Source organism: Streptomyces sp. NBC_00503, assembly GCF_036346895.1.
Lineage (GTDB): Bacteria > Actinomycetota > Actinomycetes > Streptomycetales > Streptomycetaceae > Streptomyces.
Genome location: NZ_CP107855.1, coordinates 3,465,365 through 3,481,662, shown reverse-complemented (window position 1 = coordinate 3,481,662; position 16,298 = coordinate 3,465,365). Strand labels below are relative to the sequence as shown.

General features: G+C 73.1%; 17 protein-coding genes. 10 read left to right on the top strand and 7 right to left on the bottom strand.

Translation table 11 applies throughout. The annotated features are described in order from the left end of the window. Nucleotides 1-123: 123 nt before the first annotated feature. The gene (locus tag OG490_RS16235; protein WP_330297013.1) at nucleotides 124-1,389 is read left to right on the top strand and encodes an acyl-CoA dehydrogenase family protein; all 1,266 of its coding nucleotides are present in this window, start codon (nucleotides 124-126) and stop codon (nucleotides 1,387-1,389) included. Next, nucleotides 1,389-1,874: a nitroreductase family deazaflavin-dependent oxidoreductase gene (locus tag OG490_RS16230; RefSeq protein ID WP_330297012.1), complete on the top strand. Its 486-nt coding sequence runs from the start codon at nucleotides 1,389-1,391 to the stop codon at nucleotides 1,872-1,874. The genes OG490_RS16235 and OG490_RS16230 overlap by 1 nt, the downstream gene beginning before the upstream one ends. Nucleotides 1,875-2,055: 181 nt before the next feature. Here OG490_RS16230 and OG490_RS16225 read toward each other — a convergent pair whose 3' ends face one another. Further along, nucleotides 2,056-2,703, bottom strand: a complete 648-nt coding sequence (locus OG490_RS16225; protein ID WP_214947757.1) for a TetR family transcriptional regulator — start codon at nucleotides 2,701-2,703, stop codon at nucleotides 2,056-2,058. Between the two features lie 280 nt (nucleotides 2,704-2,983). On the opposite strand from OG490_RS16225, the gene OG490_RS16220 reads away from it, so the two are divergent. The 3 genes from OG490_RS16220 to OG490_RS16210 all read left to right on the top strand — a co-directional run bounded on the left by OG490_RS16220 (nucleotide 2,984) and on the right by OG490_RS16210 (nucleotide 7,093). Continuing rightward, a complete protein-coding gene (locus tag OG490_RS16220) occupies nucleotides 2,984-3,781 on the top strand; it encodes a VOC family protein (RefSeq protein WP_330297011.1) in 798 nt (265 codons plus the stop codon). A gap of 237 nt (nucleotides 3,782-4,018) precedes the next feature. Then, nucleotides 4,019-6,529: a serine/threonine-protein kinase gene (locus OG490_RS16215; protein WP_443065823.1), complete on the top strand. Its 2,511-nt coding sequence runs from the start codon at nucleotides 4,019-4,021 to the stop codon at nucleotides 6,527-6,529. Nucleotides 6,530-6,598: 69 nt separating this feature from the next. Then, nucleotides 6,599-7,093, top strand: a complete 495-nt coding sequence (locus OG490_RS16210; protein WP_330297009.1) for a peptidylprolyl isomerase — start codon at nucleotides 6,599-6,601, stop codon at nucleotides 7,091-7,093. A gap of 177 nt (nucleotides 7,094-7,270) precedes the next feature. On the opposite strand, the gene OG490_RS16205 is transcribed toward OG490_RS16210, so the two are convergent. From OG490_RS16205 to OG490_RS16195, 3 genes are all read right to left on the bottom strand, one after another. After that, nucleotides 7,271-7,804 carry a hypothetical protein gene (locus OG490_RS16205; RefSeq protein ID WP_330297008.1) on the bottom strand — a complete coding sequence of 178 codons (534 nt, stop codon included), beginning with the start codon at nucleotides 7,802-7,804 and terminating at the stop codon, nucleotides 7,271-7,273. Nucleotides 7,805-7,926: 122 nt separating this feature from the next. Then, complete coding sequence (locus tag OG490_RS16200) at nucleotides 7,927-8,205, bottom strand: putative quinol monooxygenase (RefSeq protein ID WP_330297007.1); 279 nt, start codon at nucleotides 8,203-8,205, stop codon at nucleotides 7,927-7,929. Nucleotides 8,206-8,261: 56 nt separating this feature from the next. Then, the gene (locus OG490_RS16195; protein WP_330297006.1) at nucleotides 8,262-8,879 is read right to left on the bottom strand and encodes an NADPH-dependent FMN reductase; all 618 of its coding nucleotides are present in this window, start codon (nucleotides 8,877-8,879) and stop codon (nucleotides 8,262-8,264) included. Between the two features lie 128 nt (nucleotides 8,880-9,007). On the opposite strand from OG490_RS16195, the gene OG490_RS16190 reads away from it, so the two are divergent. Beyond that, complete coding sequence (locus OG490_RS16190; RefSeq protein WP_330297005.1) at nucleotides 9,008-9,682, top strand: TetR/AcrR family transcriptional regulator; 675 nt, start codon at nucleotides 9,008-9,010, stop codon at nucleotides 9,680-9,682. Nucleotides 9,683-9,729: 47 nt separating this feature from the next. Next, complete coding sequence (locus OG490_RS16185; RefSeq protein WP_330297004.1) at nucleotides 9,730-10,233, top strand: hypothetical protein; 504 nt, start codon at nucleotides 9,730-9,732, stop codon at nucleotides 10,231-10,233. A 34-nt stretch (nucleotides 10,234-10,267) separates the two neighbouring features. Here OG490_RS16185 and OG490_RS16180 read toward each other — a convergent pair whose 3' ends face one another. From OG490_RS16180 to OG490_RS16170, 3 genes are read right to left on the bottom strand one after another with little or no spacing between them, the layout of a single operon-like run. Then, on the bottom strand, nucleotides 10,268-11,071 hold the full coding sequence (locus tag OG490_RS16180) for an enoyl-CoA hydratase/isomerase family protein (RefSeq protein WP_330297003.1): 804 nt from the start codon (nucleotides 11,069-11,071) through the stop codon (nucleotides 10,268-10,270). Continuing rightward, nucleotides 11,068-11,553 carry a Zn-ribbon domain-containing OB-fold protein gene (locus OG490_RS16175; RefSeq protein ID WP_330297002.1) on the bottom strand — a complete coding sequence of 162 codons (486 nt, stop codon included), beginning with the start codon at nucleotides 11,551-11,553 and terminating at the stop codon, nucleotides 11,068-11,070. Before OG490_RS16175 ends, OG490_RS16180 begins: the two co-directional genes overlap by 4 nt. 13 nt (nucleotides 11,554-11,566) lie before the next feature. Further along, entirely contained in the window at nucleotides 11,567-12,718 is a 1,152-nt protein-coding gene (locus OG490_RS16170) for a lipid-transfer protein (protein ID WP_330297001.1), read from the bottom strand. A gap of 94 nt (nucleotides 12,719-12,812) precedes the next feature. Here OG490_RS16170 and OG490_RS16165 point away from each other — a divergent pair, with 94 nt between their 5' ends. The 3 genes from OG490_RS16165 (at nucleotide 12,813) to OG490_RS16155 (ending at nucleotide 16,296) form a co-directional block, all read left to right on the top strand. Then, nucleotides 12,813-14,537 carry a FadD3 family acyl-CoA ligase gene (locus OG490_RS16165; protein WP_330297000.1) on the top strand — a complete coding sequence of 575 codons (1,725 nt, stop codon included), beginning with the start codon at nucleotides 12,813-12,815 and terminating at the stop codon, nucleotides 14,535-14,537. 149 nt (nucleotides 14,538-14,686) lie between these two features. Next, complete coding sequence (locus OG490_RS16160; RefSeq protein WP_330296999.1) at nucleotides 14,687-15,505, top strand: hypothetical protein; 819 nt, start codon at nucleotides 14,687-14,689, stop codon at nucleotides 15,503-15,505. Then, nucleotides 15,502-16,296, top strand: a complete 795-nt coding sequence (locus tag OG490_RS16155; protein WP_330296998.1) for a hypothetical protein — start codon at nucleotides 15,502-15,504, stop codon at nucleotides 16,294-16,296. Before OG490_RS16160 ends, OG490_RS16155 begins: the two co-directional genes overlap by 4 nt. Nucleotides 16,297-16,298: the final 2 nt, after the last annotated feature.

Below are 16,298 nucleotides of genomic sequence, written 5' to 3'. Positions count from 1 at the left end.
TGACGAACCGTCAGATGCTAGAGGGTGCCGACCCCGGCCCGACCCGGATCGCCCCGCCCCCTGTCCATCTGGTCCGGCGGCACCTAACATGACGGCCCGTCAGATACGGGGAGGAGCCCGACGATGGATGCCGCCTTCACCGCGGAGCAGGACGAGATGCGCCGCACCCTGCGCGAGATCCTGGGCAAGCGCTGTGGCCCGGACGAGGTCAAGGCCGCCGTCCGCACCGCCGCCGGACACGACCGCGAGCTGTGGCAGCAGCTCGCCCGGCAGCTCGGACTGCCCGGGATCGCCGTGGCCGAGGAGTACGGGGGAGTCGGCTGCACCCCCGCCGACCTGGCCCTGGCCTGCGAGGAGACCGGGCGGGTGCTGCTGCCCTCGCCACTGCTGGCCACCGCCGTGCTCGCCGCGCCGCTGGTCACGGCCCTGGGCACCGCCGCCCAGCGCTCCGCCCTGCTGCCGCCGCTCGCGGCCGGGGGGCTCACCGCCACCCTCGCCGTGCCCGGCCCGGCGCTGGCCACCGCCCTCGCGCTCACGGGCGACAACGCCCGGGGCGAGTGGGCCGGCGGCGGCCGCGCCGGCGGGGTGCAGGCCCGCGCGGTGGACGGCGGCTGGCGGCTGTACGGGGAGGTCGCACAGGTGCTCGACGGGCACAGCGCCTCGCTGCTGCTGGTCGCCGCGCACGCGGGAGGGTTCGCCCGCAGCCGCACCCTGCTGTTCCTCGTGCGCGAGGACGCGCCCGGGCTCGTACGGTCGCGCCAGACCACCCTCGACGAGACCCGCCCGCAGGGGCGGATCCAGCTGAGGGAGGTCGAAGCCGAGTTGCTGGGCGAGGGTGAGGGCAGCGAAATCGGCAGCCAAATCGGCGACGGCAGCGGCGCCGTGCTCGACGCGCTCGCCGCCGCCGGGCGCGGCGCCGCCACCGTGCTGGCCGCGGAGGCGGTCGGCGCGGCCGGGCAGGCGCTGGCCCGCACCGTGGACTACGTACAGCAGCGCGAGCAGTTCGGCCGGGCCATCGGCTCGTTCCAGGCGGTCAAACACCGCCTCGCCGACCTCTACGTACAGGTCCAGGCGGCCAGGTCCGCCGCCTACTACGCCGCCTGGGACCCCGCACAGGGCACGCTCGCCCTCGCGCAGGCCCTGGAGGCGCTGCGGACCACCGCGGGCGAGGCGATCCAGCTGCACGGCGGCATCGGCTTCACCTGGGAGCACGACGCCCACCTCTACTTCAAGCGGGCGGCCGCCGACGAACTGCTCTTCGGCCCCGTCCACCGGCTGCGCGCCCACGCCGCGGAAGCCGCCGGACTGTTCGCCCCCGCCCCGAGCAACGCCCTGGGCCACACTCCGCGCAACGCCCCGCGCGACGAAGAGAAGAAGGTGGCCGTCTGATGGCTGCGACACCCGGTGTCGGCGTCAAGCTGATGCAGAAGGTCTCCTCGACCATGCTGTTCGCCAAGATCGCACCGCACTTCATCCCCGCCATGGACAAGGCGGTGCACAAGCTGACCCGCGGCAAGGTCATCCTCAGCGCCCAGATGCTCCCCGGCGTGATCCTCACCGCCAAGGGAGCCAAGACGGGCGAGCCGCGCGTGACCCCGCTCGCCTGCATGCCCGAGCAGGACGGCGTGAGCTGGCTGCTCATCGGCTCCAACTTCGGGCGCCCCGGACACCCGGCATGGACCGGGAACCTGCTCAAGAATCCGGACGCGGACGTGAGCTGGAAGGGGCAGGACATTGCCGTACGCGCCCGCCTGCTGGCGGGTGAGGAACGCGAGGCGGCATGGCGGGCGGCGCTGAAGTTCTGGCCGCCGTACGCGACGTACCAGGCGCGCATCGAGCGCGAGATCCGGTTGTTCCGCCTGGAGCGTCGCTGATCGCGGCGGAAGACCGGTGGAGCCGCGGGCTCGTTGGGCACGAGGCGGTGTCGAAGCGGTGAAGCGGTGAAGCCGTGAAGCGGTGGCGCGTTGAAGCCGTGAAGCGTTGAAGCCGTGAAGCCGTGAAGCCGTGAAGAGGTGAAGAGGTGAAGACGGCGGGCCCTGTGGTCAGGGTCCGCCGTTACTTTGTCGGCTTCTTGCCCGTGATGCCGAGGTGGACCAGGAGCGCCAGGTTCGGCTTCAGCTCGGCCTGCTTGACGCCCCAGGTCTGGAAGCCCTTCTGGTGCGAGGCGACCGCGGCCAGCATGGCCACCAGGGATCCGGCCATCGCGGCCGGGCTGACGTCCTTGTCGACCTTGCCCTTGGCCTGGAGCTCCTTCATCGACTCCGTGAGGGAGTTGGTGACGGAGTTGAGGATCTTCATGCGGATCTTGTAGAACCGCTTGTCGCCCTCGGCCGCGCCCAGGTCGACGACCCTCAGGATCGCGTCGTTGCGCCGCCAGAAGTCCAGGAATCCCTCGACGAGTTCCTCGGCCGCCGCCCAGCCCGCCTTGCCGACCCACGCCCGGCCCTCGACCAACGAGGTGAGCTGCGCACCCTCGTTGGCCATGCGCTCGGCGATCTCCAGGACGGCGCCCTCGACGTCCGGGAAGTACTGGTAGAAGGTCGCGGGTGAGGTACCGGCCTTGCGGGCGACGTCGATCACTTTGACGTCGCGGTACGGCGAGGAGCTGAGCATCTCGCTGAGGCAGTCGAGCAGCTTCTGCCTCGTCGCCTGACCGCGCCGGCCGGCAACGCGGCCGTCGACGGTACGTACTTGTCCTGTCATGCCGTCAGCTTACCGAGGGGTGATCGGCGCGCGATTCGGCCGCCTGCAAATGGGGTTACGGGGCTCCTGGCCTGGGCGTACGTCCATCCGACCCCGGCCGCGCAGTGGATTTCGGCCGGTCGGGCCCCTCGGGCGCGGCGTCCGACTTCAGGCCCTATCCCCCGAATAGTCTTATCAACAGGCTGTGGACAAGTTTTCGGGCACATCATGATCCGGAGGACATGGCTGGGCGAGTACGGCGGAGGGCACACACCCTCGCACAACGGAAGGAACCGGGCCCATGGCCGCATTCGCGGAAGGCGCACCCTGCTGGGTCGATGCCTCCCTGCCGGACGTCGAGGCGGGCAAGCGCTTCTACGGTGAGCTCTTCGGGTGGACCTTCGCCGACGGCGCGGGAGCCGAGTACGGCCACTACACCCAGGCCTACAGCCGCGGCCGCAACGTCGCCGCCCTCGCGCCCAAGCCCGACGGCCGGATGCCGACCGTCTGGGGGGTCTACCTCTACACGACCGACGCCTACGCCTGCGCGCAGCGCATCCGCGCCGCCGGCGGCCAGATGGTGATGGACCCGATGCCGGTCGGACCCTACGGGACCGCCGCGCTGGCCGCGGACCCCGGCGGGGCCGTCTTCGGGCTGTGGCAGCCCGGCACCCACCACGGCTTCGAAGCACAGCAGGAGCCCTACACGTACTGCTGGACCGAGGTCTACACCCGCGCCCGCGACGCCGTCGACGTGTTCTACGCCAAGGTCTTCGGCTACGTCCCCCAGGACCAGGACGACTCCGGCGAGTCCGAGTACCGCCTCTGGTCCCCGCCCGGCAGCGCCCCCGGCCCGGCCGGCGCCGTGCTGGGCCGCAGCCTCATCACCGACGCCTTCCCCGCCATCATGCCCGCGCACTTCCTCGCCTACTTCGCCGTCCCCGACTGCGACCAGTCCGTCGCCATGGCCCAGCGCCTCGGCGGCCGGGTCACCGCGGACCCCTTCGACACCCCGTACGGGCGGATCGCGGTCGTCGCGGACAACCAGGGGGCGGTCTTCGGCCTGCTGTCGGAGCCGCGGACCCGACCGGGGGCGTAGACCGTCCCTTGAGGTCGCGGGGGCGGCCCGCGCAGCCCCGTACCGTGCCCCGTACCGCACCCCGTGCGCGAACCCGCGCCCGTGCCCGGGGCCGGAGCGGGCTCGGGCCTGACAGAATCGGGGTTGCGCGACCGCGGGCGGCGCCCGTGGCGAGACGCTGCACGGGCCGACCGCCGCGTGCTGGCAGGAAGCGGGCCCGCGAGGGAGCCCGTACGGGGATGGGTGTGGAGGCGAGTGGTGGAGCAGCTGACGCAGCACGACCCGAGACGGATCGGCCCCTTCGAGGTGCTGGGACGGCTCGGCGCCGGCGGCATGGGGCTGGTCTATCTCGCCCGGTCGGCGTCCGGACGGCGGGTCGCGATCAAGACGGTGCGCACCGAGCTCGCCGAGGACCAGCTGTTCCGCGTGCGCTTCACCCGCGAGGTGGAGGCCGCCCGAGCCGTCTCCGGCTTCTACACCGCGGCCGTGGTCGACGCCGACCCGCGCGCGGCGGTGCCGTGGCTGGCGACCGCGTACGTACCGGCGCCCTCGCTGGAGGAGATCGTCCACGAGTGCGGGCCCATGCCCGCCCAGGCCGTACGGTGGCTCGCCGCCGGCATCGCCGAGGCGCTCCAGTCCATCCACGGAGCCGGCCTGGTCCACCGCGACCTGAAGCCGTCCAACGTGCTCGTCGTCGAGGACGGCCCGCGCGTGATCGACTTCGGCATCGCCAGCGGGGTCTCCAACACCCGCCTGACCATGACGAACGTCGCCGTCGGCACCCCCGCCTACATGTCGCCCGAGCAGGCCAAGGACTCGCGCAGCGTCAAGGGCGCCAGCGACGTCTTCTCGCTCGGCTCGACGCTGGTCTTCGCCGCCACCGGGCACCCGCCGTACCACGGGGCGAACCCGGTGGAGACGGTGTTCATGCTGCTGCGCGAGGGCCCCAACCTGGAGGGGCTGCCCGAGGAGCTGCGCCCGCTCATCGAGTCCTGCATGCAGATGGACGCCACCCTGCGGCCCACCCCGGCCGACCTCCAGGCGCAGCTGGCCCCGCACCTCTTCGAGGGCGGCGACGAGAGCGGCACCGCCTCCGCCTGGCTGCCCCCGCGGGCCGTCGCGATGATCGAGGCCCGCCGGGCGGGCCACCGCAACGCCGCGGCCGCAGCGGCGGCGGCAGCGGCCTCGGCGGCCGCAGCGTCCGCGGCCTCCTCCGCGCCGGTGCTGCCCGGCCCCGCCCGGCCCCAGCCCCCCGTCTTCGCGCCCGCCCCGGGCCCTGCCGCCGGGCCCGTCACGCACCGCCGGGAGCGCGTCGCGGCCGACCTCTGGACGGACCCGCGGACCGGCCAGGCCGTCCCGCAGCGGCCCGAGCGCCCCCCGATCCCCTCCTCCGGCGATTCCGTGCGCCTGGGCGGCTCCCCGGTGCCCATCGGCCCCGGCCCCCACGCCTCCGTCTCCGCGCCCGCCGCCCACGCCGCCGCCGCGGACTCGGCGACCGGCTGGATCCGCCCGCCGGGCGGCGGCTCGGTGGCCGGCCCGGCGCCCGTGGCGCCCCTGTCACCGGCGCTGTCGTCGGGCGGGTCCCCTTCCGGTTCCGGTTCCGCCTCCGTGCCCGGTCCCGGACCGGCCCCGGACAGCGGCCGCTGGCGGCCCTGGCGGTTCCGCATGTCCAACGAGGTCTGGGGCACCCCGACCGTCGCCGGCGAGCTGCTCTACGTCACCTCCTTCGAGGTCCACGCCCTGGACGTGGCCAGCGGTCGCCGCCAGTTCAAGACCCGTGACGTCGCCTGGTCCATGGCCGTCGCCGACGGCCGCATCCACGCCTCCGACGGCCCCTCCCTCTACGCCCTGGACGCCGTCGACGGCTCCGAGCGGTGGCGGCTGTCCACCGACGCCTGGGTGTACGCGCTGCGCGCCGACCGGGGCACCGTGGTCACCGCGACGCGCGGCGGCGGCGTACAGGCCTGGGAGGCCTCCAGCGGGCAGCAGCTGTGGGAGCTCACGGGCGCCCAGAGCGACTTCGAGACCACCGAGGCGGCCCCCGTCCTCCACGACGGCACGGTCTACGTGTGGCAGGACGCCCGGCTGCGCGCCCTGGACGCCCGCTCCGGCCGCGAATCCTGGTCCTACCCGATCGGTGACTCCGGATCCTGCGGGAACGTGCCCGTACGGGTCGCCCCGGCGCCCGACGGCAACGTCTACGTCAGCGCCGGCACCCGCGTCCTGTCCATCGACCGGGCCTCGGGCCGGGTCCGCTGGCACTTCGAGGCCCCCGCCGTCTTCCTGGCGCCCCCGGCCTTCGCCCCGGGCGCGGCCGTCACGGGCGGCGGGGTCTACCTCGCCGACTACCTGGGCACCGTCTACGCCCTGGACGCGGCCACCGGCACCGACCGCTGGCGCATCGCCACGGAGCCCCGCCAGTCGGCCGACCCGGTCCTGGTCGCCGCGGGCAACGTCCACCTGGGCGCGGGCAGCGCCCTGTACACGCTCGACGCGGTCACCGGCACTCCGAAGTGGCGGTTCGCGGCGGGCGGCGAGATCACCGGCGCCCCGGCGGTCGCCGACGGCCGGGTCCACTTCGGTTCCGCCGACCACTGCCTGTACACCCTGGACGCGGCGGGCGGCCAGCTCCGCTGGAAGCTGGCCACCGGCGGGGAGATCACCGGAGCCCCGGTGGCGGAGGCGGGCGTGGTCTACGCGTGCAGCAAGGACCGCTGCGTCTACGCCCTCGACGCCGCCAAGGGCACGGGCACCCGTACGGGCGGCTGAGCTGCGGCGGGGCCGCGTCAACGGCCCCGCCGGGTCGCGCAGCGCACCGGGAGTGACAGGATGGACCCCATGAGCAACGTTTACTTCGACATCAACATCAACGGCGAGGCCGCTGGCCGCATCGTCTTCAACCTCTTCGACGAGGTCGTCCCGAAGACCGCCCAGAACTTCCGCGAGCTGGCCACCGGCCAGAACGGCTTCGGCTACGCGGGCTCCGGCTTCCACCGCGTCATCCCGCAGTTCATGCTGCAGGGCGGTGACTTCACCAACCACAACGGCACCGGTGGCAAGAGCATCTACGGCGAGAAGTTCGCCGACGAGAACTTCCAGCTGAAGCACGACCGCCCGTTCCTGCTGTCGATGGCGAACGCCGGCCGCAACACCAACGGCTCGCAGTTCTTCATCACCACCGTCGTCACCTCCTGGCTCGACGGCAAGCACGTCGTCTTCGGCGAGGTCGTCGAAGGCGCGGAGCTGGTCCAGAAGATCGAGTCCCTCGGCAGCCAGTCCGGCGCCACCAAGGCCAAGATCGAGATCGCCGCTTCCGGCGTCGTCGAGGCCTGATCCCCACCCCGCCCAACGGCTGGCCGGCCCCGCCCCCTCTCCGGGGGTCGGGGCCGCCGTCATGCCGGGGACTCTTCGTGGCCGGCCGCCTGCTGGAGATGACCGGGGTACCGCGCGGCCTCCGCCGCCTCACTCGACGGCGAGTACTGAGCCGAGCGGGCTACTGAGCCGAGCGGGCTACGAGTGGTCCCTGGGCGGGGCCGGCGGCCAGGGCTCGGGCTCCTGGGTGATGTGCGGTTCCGGCGTCGGCTCCGGCTCCGGGGCGGACGTACGGCCGCGCCTGCCGCGCCGGCGGGGGCGGCCGCTCATGACCACGGCCGCCAGGAGCAGGAGGGCGCCCGCGCCGAAGGCGCTGGCGAGGCCGTCGCCGAGGCCGAAGCCGTCGTCGCCGACCGAGAGGCTGCCCGCCTCCTGGGCCTGGCGGACCATCCAGAGCACCGCGAAGCCGAGGACGACGACCCCCGAGAGGGCCATCAGGAGCCGTGAGCGCAGCAGGATCGCGCCGAGGGTGAGCAGTGCGGCGAAGATGAACGGCAGCAGGAGCGAGCCCAGCAGGTCGGCCTTGGTGTCGGTGATCCCGGTGGAGGTGAAGAGCTCCTGGACGCGGTAGTCGCGTCCCTGCCGGCCGTCGTACCAAGCGCGGAAGGGGCTCCAGACGGCGGCCGTCGCCCCGACCAGACCCATCAGCGAACCGAGTGCGTTGCGGATCATTCCCGGCCCTCCGGCGTGGGGATCCGCGGATCTGCGGATCCGATCCCGATCGACGCTACGCCGGGCTCCCGGGACCCGCGATCCGAGATCCACGACCCGCGGGCCGTGTTGCGCAAGGATCCCTAGCCCGGGAACACCCGCACCACCGGCGGCTCGGCCAGCAGGGATGCCGTGCGGGACAGGGCCTGCTCGAGGTGGGGGGAGGCGAGGTGGGCCTGCCAGGACTCCGCGTCCGCCCATTCCTCCAGGATCAGCCAGGCGCCCGGCGCCGCCGGGTCCTCGTACGGCCGGTAGGAGACGTTGCCCGGTTCGGCGCGGGTCGGGGCGACCAGGGCCAGGGCCTGGGCGCGGACCGCCGCCTCCAGGCCCGGGCGGGCCTGGAGGCGGGCGATCGCCGTCACGGACACGTCCGCCGCCGCCCCCCCCGTAGCCGACGGGGCGGTGTCCGCTCCGGAGTTCATCGCGCGCCCGCGGCGGCGGCCGCCGCCTTCGCCTTCAGGGCGCTCAGCAGGTCGCGCACCAGGCCGATGGTGGTCTCGTCGGTCAGGTTGCCGTTCTCGTCGAAGCGCTCGTAGGAGCGGAACACCTGCACCTCGGGCTTGACGACCACGTCGCTGTCCGTCCACACGAACACCTGGCGCAGCGCCAACTGCGCCCGCACGGTGCCGAAGTTGGTGGGTGCCGCGCCCAGGATCGCGACGGGCTTGCGGTGCAGCGGCAGGCCCTCCTGCTTGGTCCAGTCGGTGCTGACCCAGTCGATGGCGTTCTTGAGGGTGCCGGGGATGGAGTAGTTGAACTCCGGGGTGGCGATCAGGAGGCCGTCGGACTCGGTGATGCGCCGGCGCAGTTCGGTGACGGCGGCCGGGCGGTCCTGCGGGTTGTCGAGGTCCTGGTCGTACGGGGGGATGTCGCGCAGGCCCCCGTAGATCTCGATGTCGAGTCCGCCGGGCTGGTGCTTGCGGGCGGCGTGCAGCAGGCGGGTGTTGTGCGAGTCGGCGCGCAGGCTGCCGGAGATGGCCAGGATCTTGAAGGCCGTGGTGTCGACAGGCGTTTCGACGGACGTTTCCACAGACATGGGGTCCCCCCTCGGGACGTGGTGCCGGCCGCCGCCCGGTGCGGCTTCCGACAGGCATCACACTAAACCGTGTAGTTCAGTTCTCGCAACTACACCGTTTGGTTTAGTTCGGGGCTAGGGTGGTCCGCATGCCCATCCAGGCCCCCATCCCGGCCCCGGCCCCCATCCCGGCCCCGGCCCCCCTCCCGCCCAAGCGGCGCGCCATCGCCGACGCCGCCTACGCCGAGTTCCTCGCCGGCGGCTACAGCGCCGCCTCCGTGGACGCCATCGCCACCCGCGCGGCCGTCTCCAAGCCCACCGTGTACAAGCACTTCGGCAGCAAGGAGCGGCTCTTCCTCGAGGTCGTCGGCGGGTTCCTCGACGCCGCCTACGCCGAGCTGGAAACCTGCCCCGCGACCCTCGCCGCCGCCCCCGACCTGCGGGCCGCCCTCGTCGAGGTGCAGTACCGCTGGGCGCGGCGGCTCGTCTCCGCCGAGCTGATGTCGCTGCGCCGCCTCGTCATCGGCGAGGCCGAGCGCTTCCCGCAGCTGGGGCGGCTCTGGTACGAGCGCAGTCGCGCGGCCATCGACACCCCGCTCGCGGCCGCCGTGGGTGGGCTGTGCGCGTCCGGGCGCCTCGTCGTGCCGGACGCGGAGCTCGCCGTGCGCCAGCTCGTCGCCCTGACCGTGTCGGTGCCGCAGCTCGCGCAGACCTTCGACACCGGCCGCGCGCCCGCGGAGGCGGAACTGCGGGCCGTCGTGGCCGGGGGAGTGGAGGTGTTCCTGGCCCGCTACGGCGCCGAGGGTGGGCGTACGGCCCCCTGACGTGGCCCTGATAGCGTGCCGCAGTTGTTCAAGGGGAGGGAGTGGCCATGCGGGTCACGGCACGGCGTGTCCGGTTCACGGCGGTATTGGCGGGAGTGGTGCTCGCGCTCACCGGGTTCTCGTCTTCGCACGGCAGCCACGGCAAGAGCAGTGGCGGGGGCGGCTGTTCCAGCTCGAAGTCGACCCGCACCACGCACACGAACCACCACAGCACCAGCGGCACCAGTGGAGGCAGCAGCAGCGGCGGCAGCACCACGACGCCGACGCCGACCGCCACCCCCTCCCCGACGGCGGCGCCCGCCCGGGGCCGGATCATCAGCTGCGCGGGACCCGACAAGCCGTACGCCGTCGTCGAGGTCACCTCACTGCTGACCACGGACCGGCTGGTCTCCGTATCGGTGACCTTCAAGAACGCGGGGGGAACCCGCGTGGAGCAGACCATCACGCCGACGAACCTCAAGAAGGGCGAGACCGTGCAGGTCAAGGTCCTGATGACGAACCCGGCCCGCGCCACCGACGTACGGGACTGCGTGCTCGGCCCGATCACCTAGGCGCGGCCCGCCCCCGCGCGGCGCTACGCGGACCTCACCGCACCCGCGGCTGCGCCGCCGCCGTCCCGCGGCGGCCCGCGAACAGCTCCGCCTGCCGCTGCGGGCTCAGGTTCCCCAGCGCCACCAGCCCGGGAGCCTGCGCCAGGGCCTGTTGCAGCGCGGCCTGCTTCGCCGCCCACAGGGACCGTACGGTGCCCTGCACGGCTTCCGTCGGGAAGCCGGCCAGGGTCTCGGCGGAGCGCAGGGCCGCCGGGAGCAGTGCTTCGGGTTCGGCCAGTTCGGAGACCAGGCCGATCTCGTACGCCCGCCGCGCGGAGAGCCGTTCCGCGGTGCCCATCAGGGACATCCGGGCGGCCTCGCCGAAGGGCATGCGCTGGGCCATGTAGATGGCCTCGTAGGCGCTGACCATGCCGTAACTGGTGTGCGGGTCGAAGTAGGTGGCGGAGTCCGAGGAGACGATGAACTCCGACTCGCCCAGCAGGTAGAACGCCCCGCCGCAGGCCATGCCGTTGACGGCGGCGACCACCGGCTTCCACAGGTCGTTCGCCTTGGGGCCGATGGCGACGAGGGGGTCGTCGATCGAGAAGGGCGAGGACGGCTGCGGCACCGAGACGCCCCGGTCGATGCCGGTACAGAAGGCGGCCCGCCCGGCGCCGGTCAGCACGATCGCCCGCACCTCGTCGTCGAAGCGGAACTCCCGCCACACCGCCGCCAGTTCGGCGGCCGTCTCCAGGTCGATGGCGTTGTGCTTGCGCTCCCGGTCCAGGGTGACGACGGCCACGCCGGTGGTCTTGTCCCGCTCGACCCGCAGGCCGGGGGCCCGCTCGGCGGCCGTCAAGACTTCTCCAGGATCCAACGCGGGACGGCCACCCCGCCCGTCTCGGTGAAGACCACCTGGACCCGGGCGCCGATGCGCAGCCGCGCCGCGTCCACGGAGTCCAGCGGGGCGTCGGCCGAGGCCACGAGGTTCCCGACGAGCCGGATGTGGGGGGCGTCGGCGAGTTCCACGAGGATCACGTTGTACGGGGCCTGCGCGGCGTAGGCGGGCAGCAGTGGCGGGTGCGGCCGCACGTACGACCAGATGCGGCCCCGGCCGCTCATGAGCCGCCACTCGGAGTCGAAGGACTGGCAGTGCGGGCAGCAGGGGCGGGGCGGGAAGCGGAGCTTGCCGCAGGCGGGCTCGGCGCAGGCCTGGACGCGGAGTTCGCCCTGGGCGGCGTACTCCCAGAAGGGGGCGCCGTCCTCGTCGGGGACGGGGACGAGGAGTTCGTCCGCGGGCGTGGTGGCCGGGGTTGTTGTGGCCGGGGTCGTGGTGGTCATGGGCGGCAGCTCCTCAGGCGCGCAGCAGGATCGCGGACGTCGGGACGCCTTCGCCCGCCGTCACCAGGCAGGTCGAGGCGTCGGGCACCTGGGCGGTGGAGATGCCGCGCAGCTGCTTGACCCCCTCGTTGATCAGGTTGAAGCCGTGGACGTAGGCCTCGCTGAGGCCGCCGCCGCCGGTGTTGATGGGCAGCCGGCCGCCCATTTCCAGGGCTCCGCCCTCGGTGAAGGCGGCGCCCTCGCCGCGCCCGCAGAAGCCGTAGCCCTCCAGGGAGAGCGGGATCAGGGGGGTGAAGGCGTCGTAGATCTGGGCGACGTCCACGTCGTCGGGGCCGAAGTCGGCCTGCTTCCACAGGTGTCGGGCGGCGGTCCAGGCGGGGCCCGACAGCGGGTCGTCGTTCCAGTAGTTGACCATGCCGTGGTGCTGGGCGGGCAGGCCCTGGGCGACGGAGTGGACGTAGACGGGCTTCTGGCGGCAGTCGCGGGCGCGTTCGGCGGACACGATCACGCAGGCCAGGGCGCCGTCCGTCTCCAGGCAGTTGTCGAAGAGGCAGAGCGGGTCGCTGATCGTGCGGGAGGTCATGTACATCTCGCGGGTCAGCGGGCGCTCGTACATCATGGCGGCCGGGTTCTCGTTGGCCCGGTTGCGGCAGGCCATCGCGACGTTGAAGAGGTGGTCGCGGGTGGCCCCGTACTCGTGCATGTAGCGGCGGGCCAGCATCCCGATCTCGTCGGCGGGGCGGAGCAGCCCGAAGGGGCGCGTCCATTGGCCGGGGGTGGGGAGCTGGACGGCCGTGTTCTTCCACGGGCGGGGGCCGGAGCCGCGTTTGCGCGAGCGCCAGGCGATGCCGACGTTCGCCTGGCCGGTGGCGACGGCCGAGGCGAGGTGGCCGACGGTGGCGCAGGAACCGCCGCCGCCGTAGCCGATCTTGGAGAAGAAGGTGACGTCGCCCGCGCCGATGGCTTTGGCGACCTCGACCTCGTCGGTCTCCTCCATCGTGTAGGAGGAGAAGGCATCGACCTCGGAGGGTTCGATGCCGGCGTCGGCGAGCGCCGACAGAATGGCCCGGCAGGCCAATTCCTTTTCGGACTGCGGCAGATGTTTGGCAAAGGCGGTCTGCCCGATGCCGACTATCGCCGTAGCGTCCTTGAGCGTTGCCGCCATCGCCACCTCCGGGGTGCACCAGTACTGACAGCCGCGAAGGCTACAGCTAATCTGACGGATAGTCAGCTACTGGTGTTGCAGGGAGGGGCGGGCGATGGACGAGGTCGAGGTCGAAGACGTGAACGGGCAGCGGCAGGGGCAGGGGTACGAGCACGGGCGCGGGTACGGGGCCGAGGGCGTGGGGATCGGCGCCGAGACCGGCGCCGAGACCGGCGAGGACGGCCGGGGCGAGCCGGCGTGGACCAGCATCGGCGCACTCGTGCGCGATGCCGCCGTCCGCCACGCCACCCGCGAAGCCGTGGTCGACGGCCGCGTCCGCATCGACTACGCGCAGCTCGGCGAGCGCGTCGAGCGGGCCGCCGCCGCCTGCATGGCCGCCGGCATCGAACCGGGGGACCGGGTCGCCGTCTGGGCGCCCAACACCCTCGAATGGATCGTCTCCGCCCTCGGCGCGGTCTCCGCGGGAGCCGTGCTCGTCCCCCTCAACACCCGTTTCAAGGGCACCGAGGCCGCATACGTCCTCCAACGCAGCCGCGCCCGGCTCCTCTTCGTCACCGGCACCTTCCTCGGCACCTCCTACGTGGCCTCCCTGCGCCGCGCCGCCGCCGAAGGCCCCGGCGCCGGACCGCTGCCCGGCCTGCCCCACCTGGAGCAGGTCGTCGTCCTGTCCGAAGACGCCCCGGACTCCTTCAGTACCTGGAAGGAGTTCCTGGCCGGCGGGGACTCCGTACCGGCCGCGGCCGTCCGCGCCCGCACGGAGGCCGTCCCCGCCACCGCCCCCTCGGACATCATCTTCACCTCGGGCACCACCGGCAGCCCCAAGGGCGCCGTGATCACCCACGCCCAGTCCCTGCGCTGCTACGACGTGTGGAGCGAGCTCGCCGGCCTGCGCGAGGGCGACCGCTACCTGATCGTGAACCCCTTCTTCCACACCTTCGGCTACAAGGCCGGCATCATCGCCTGCCTGATGCGCGGGGCCACGATGATCCCCCAGCCCGTCTTCAACGTGGACACCGTCCTCGCCAACGTCGCCGCCGAGCGCATCTCCGTACTCCCCGGCCCGCCCACCCTCCACCAGTCCCTCCTGGACCACCCCCAGCGCGACCACCACGACCTCTCCGCCCTGCGCCTGGTCGTCACCGGCGCCGCCGTCGTCCCGCTCCAACTCGTCGAACGGCTCCGCAGCGAACTGCACATCGCCACCGTGCTCACCGCCTACGGACTCTCCGAGGCCAGCGGAGTCGTCACCATGTGCCGCCGCGGCGACCCCGCGGAGGTCATCGCGGCCACCTCCGGCCGGGCCATCCCCGGCACGGAGCTCCGTATCGCCGGACCCGACGGGGAAGCCCTGCCCACGGGCCGGGCCGGCGAGGTGTGGGTACGCGGATACAACGTCATGCAGGGCTACTTCGAAGCCGAGGCCGAGACCGCCGAGGCCATCACCCCCAACGGCTGGCTGCGCACCGGAGACGTCGGCGTCCTCGACGCCGCCGGGAACCTGCGGATCACCGACCGGATCAAGGACATGTTCATCGTCGGCGGCTTCAACGCCTACCCCGCCGAGATCGAACAGCTCATCGGCCTCCACCCGGACATCGCCGACATCGCGGTGGTCGGCATCCCGGACGCCCGCCTCGGCGAGGTCGGCAAGGCCTACGCGGTCCGCCGCCCCGGCGCGGTCCTCACCGCCGACGACCTGATCGCGTGGTCGCGCCGGGAGATGGCCAACTACAAGGTCCCGCGCGAGGTGGAGTTCGTCACCGAACTCCCGCGCAACGCCAGCGGCAAGATCCTCAAGCGCGAACTCCGGGCCCGCTGACCTGGCCGACCTGCCGGAACCCGGAAGCGGAAGGCGGCCCGGGGCTGCCGGACGGTGCGATTGCCTGCCCGGGTCCGGCGGGAAGAAGCTGGGGGGTGGAGCGGAGCGGCGTACGGGGGCGCTCCGGTCTCGGGGGCGAGGAGAGTCCGATGGGTACACGGGGGAAGCCGTACCAGGGGGCGGGCAGACCGGCGCCGCCCGAGACGGGCGGCGGGGTGCCCGGATCGAGGGCGGCGGCGGCGGTCTGGCCGATCCTGACGGCATTGGTCGCCGGGCCGGTCTGCTGGTTCGTGTTCTCCGTCTGGCTGCCCGGCGACATCGCACGGTACGCGGACTACGTGGCCGCCCGGCCGTGTGCGTCAGCCGCACCTTCGACGGCGAGGGAGCGGGCCGGCGAGGGGGCTGACGAAGACTGCCTGCGTCTCGTCCCCGCCACCGTCGAGGCCACGGTGGTCAAGGAGGGGGGCAAGAGCCCGCGCTTCGACGCGACCGTGTCCATCGAGACGAACACTTACCTGTCCGTCGGCCCCGCCGGGCGCCGGATGGTGCCCTTCGGCGATCCGGGGCCGCTGCTCAACCGGCTCCGGCCGGGCGACCGGGTGACCGCCACCTTCTGGCGGGGCGACCTCGTGGTGCTCGACAAGGACGGGATCCGCCAGAGCTCCGTCGCCGCGCCGCGCGACGAGGTCCAGATCACGGCCGCCTTCGGCACGTTCGTGGGTCTGCTGGCCGCCATGGGGCTGTGGATGGGATTCCTCGGACTACGGCCGGACGGACGCCGCCGTGCCCGGCTCTTCGGCTGGGATTCGGTCGGAAAGCAGCTGGGCCTGGCCCTGTTGCTGATCTGCGCGGCGGCGGCGGTCGTCGCGAGCTGGCTCGACGCCCCGTGGTGGGCCGTACCCGCCGCCGCCGTACCCCTCGCCACGGCCATGTCGCTGGCCGTCTACCGTTACCGCCTGCGGTGGTGAGGCCGACGGAGCAGGGTCGGTCGGGGCACTTCGTACGAGGGGCGGGGGCGGCCGAGGCGGGCGGCGGGGTCTTCGGCCGTGGGATGTCGGGGGCCCTGCGGATCGCGGCGGCGCTGGCTGCCGCGGCGGTCTGCTGGTTCGCATTCGCCGTGTGGCTGCCGACCGACGCCCGGCGGTACGCAGACTTCGCCGATGCCCGGCCGTGCGCCGCCGGGGTGGAGGTCGCGCAGCGGGCGGACTGCCTGCTCGCCGTTCCCGCCACCGTCGGGAGGGTGACGGCGCGCGACACCCCGGGCTCCCGCGTCTGGCTGACCCCGTCCGCAACACCCAGCGGGCTCCTCGGGATCAAGTTCAAGGATTCGGGTCCGCTGCTCTACCGGCTGCGGCCCGGTGACCAGGTGACCGTCACCTTCTGGCGGGGCGAGGCCGTCGGGCTGGAGAAGGACGGCCTACGACTGAAGACAGACGCCGCACCTCGCGACGAGGGCCAGATCACGGCCGCCATCGGCACGTTCGCGGGTCTGCTGGCGGTCCTGGCTCTGAGCACGGGGACCTCGTCCCTCCGCTCCGCCGGGCACCCCAGGGCCCACCGGCTCGGCCGACTGTCGGCCGCGAAACCGCTGATCCTGGTCGCAATGCTGGCCAGCGCGGCCGCTGCGGCCGCCACCCTCCTGCTGGACGCCCCATGGTGGACCGTTCCCGTCGTCGCCACACCGACCGTGGCAGCGGCGACCGAGGCGTTGTACCGGGTACGCCTCCGCGAAGGGAGGTGGCCCGTACGCCGCTTCTGAGC

Coding starts and splice junctions, on each gene's coding strand:
- OG490_RS16160 (WP_330296999.1), top strand. CDS start 14,687: ATGGGTACACGGGGGAAGCCGTACCAGGGGGCGGGCAGACCGGCGCCG.
- OG490_RS16225 (WP_214947757.1), bottom strand. CDS start 2,703: ATGACAGGACAAGTACGTACCGTCGACGGCCGCGTTGCCGGCCGGCGC.
- OG490_RS16220 (WP_330297011.1), top strand. CDS start 2,984: ATGGCCGCATTCGCGGAAGGCGCACCCTGCTGGGTCGATGCCTCCCTG.
- OG490_RS16170 (WP_330297001.1), bottom strand. CDS start 12,718: ATGGCGGCAACGCTCAAGGACGCTACGGCGATAGTCGGCATCGGGCAG.
- OG490_RS16185 (WP_330297004.1), top strand. CDS start 9,730: ATGCGGGTCACGGCACGGCGTGTCCGGTTCACGGCGGTATTGGCGGGA.
- OG490_RS16235 (WP_330297013.1), top strand. CDS start 124: ATGGATGCCGCCTTCACCGCGGAGCAGGACGAGATGCGCCGCACCCTG.
- OG490_RS16230 (WP_330297012.1), top strand. CDS start 1,389: ATGGCTGCGACACCCGGTGTCGGCGTCAAGCTGATGCAGAAGGTCTCC.
- OG490_RS16190 (WP_330297005.1), top strand. CDS start 9,008: ATGCCCATCCAGGCCCCCATCCCGGCCCCGGCCCCCATCCCGGCCCCG.
- OG490_RS16205 (WP_330297008.1), bottom strand. CDS start 7,804: ATGATCCGCAACGCACTCGGTTCGCTGATGGGTCTGGTCGGGGCGACG.
- OG490_RS16175 (WP_330297002.1), bottom strand. CDS start 11,553: ATGACCACCACGACCCCGGCCACAACAACCCCGGCCACCACGCCCGCG.
- OG490_RS16195 (WP_330297006.1), bottom strand. CDS start 8,879: ATGTCTGTGGAAACGTCCGTCGAAACGCCTGTCGACACCACGGCCTTC.
- OG490_RS16165 (WP_330297000.1), top strand. CDS start 12,813: ATGGACGAGGTCGAGGTCGAAGACGTGAACGGGCAGCGGCAGGGGCAG.
- OG490_RS16210 (WP_330297009.1), top strand. CDS start 6,599: ATGAGCAACGTTTACTTCGACATCAACATCAACGGCGAGGCCGCTGGC.